Source organism: Flavobacterium micromati, assembly GCF_900129585.1.
GTDB lineage: Bacteria > Bacteroidota > Bacteroidia > Flavobacteriales > Flavobacteriaceae > Flavobacterium > Flavobacterium micromati.
The window spans coordinates 1-1,383 of the sequence record NZ_FQWF01000032.1; the positions used below are offsets into that span (position 1 = coordinate 1).

Sequence of the window (1,383 nt, forward strand, 5' to 3'; positions counted from 1 at the left end):
CACTACGATCCGAAAGTCTAAAATAAAAAGTGCCTGAGATTCCCTTATTTTTGTTTTGCGAAAAATAAAATAATTATATGGGACTCTTCAGGCGGAACAAAAATATTAAAAAACCAGTTATCCGACAAATTATCGACCTAGTTCCTCGTTGGATGATTGAATCTTGTGCAAAAAAGCACAAATCAGACAAGGGATGTAGTAAATACAAGACTTACGACCAATTTGTCGCTTTAACTTACGGACAGCTAAATAAATGCTATACATTAAACGATATTTCCACTGGAATTGGTGTTAGCGAGACTTTTATTGGCGATTTAGGTTTAAACCAAAGTCCCGCAAGATCTACGATGAGTGACGGTAATAAAAAACGGGATTGGAGAGTATTTGAATCCTTGTATTACAGGGTTTTAAAGCACTATGAAAGAGTTTTGAAAAGTGAGTCCCAACGTAGTATTATTACCGAAATTAAAGACCAAACTATAAAAATCATTGATAGTACCACAATTAGCCTATGTTTAAATATGTTTGACTGGGCAAAGTTTCGGACAGCAAAAGGCGGTTTAAAAATACACACGTGCTGGGATGACAATTTGCAGATTCCAGACTTGGTAAATATAACTCCTGCAAAAACACACGACCGATACGGTCTTGGTCAGTTAATTTTTCCAAAAGGAACAATTGTTATTGAAGACAGGGCTTATTTTGATTTCACATTGATGTTGCATCGGATTCAAGCCGAAAATGTTTTTGTTACTCGAATCAAGACCAATACATTGTATAAAACTGTCCAAGAATTAGACTTGCCTGAGAAGGAAGATGAGGATATTATAAAAGACGAAATTATAGTTTTAACTAGCAATAAAGCGGTAGAGATTGGTATTAGCGAACAGCACTTACGATTAGTTCACGTCTATAAAGAAGATGAAAACAAGGTTATTGAGATAATAACCAACAATTTACAATGGTCAGCAAGAACCATTGCTGATTTGTACAAAAAGCGATGGGATATCGAGTTGTTTTTCAAAGCAATGAAACAAAATCTGCAAATAAAAACATTCTTAGGCACAAATGAAAACGCAGTTAAATCGCAAATTTATATTGCTTTGATCAGTTATTTATTGGTAGAATTGATTAATAGAACAATAGCAAAGAAGACAAAATCGTTCACTAATTTGGTTGAAAAAATCAGAATCTGTTTAGTCTATTATCTAAGTTTAAATTATGTCTGCAATGAAGTTGGAAATGGAGCTAAAAAAATAAGATCAGAACCAAAATTAGAATTTAGTTCTGACTTATTTTCAGGATAATTTTTTAAAAACAACCTGTATATAGGCAATGCCGACTGATATTTAAGGTTTTCTTAAAACTTTCGGATAGCAATGA

1 protein-coding gene is annotated in these 1,383 nt (G+C 33.2%); it reads left to right on the plus strand.

The window, feature by feature from the left end; genetic code table 11:
• Positions 1-77: 77 nt before the first annotated feature.
• Positions 78-1,307, plus strand: a complete 1,230-nt coding sequence (locus tag BUB42_RS16015; RefSeq protein WP_073022171.1) for an IS4 family transposase — start codon at positions 78-80, stop codon at positions 1,305-1,307.
• Positions 1,308-1,383 lie beyond the last annotated feature (76 nt).

Excerpts from the sequence above, each read along its gene's own strand:
- BUB42_RS16015 (WP_073022171.1), top strand. The coding sequence starts at position 78 with ATGGGACTCTTCAGGCGGAACAAAAATATTAAAAAACCAGTTATCCGA.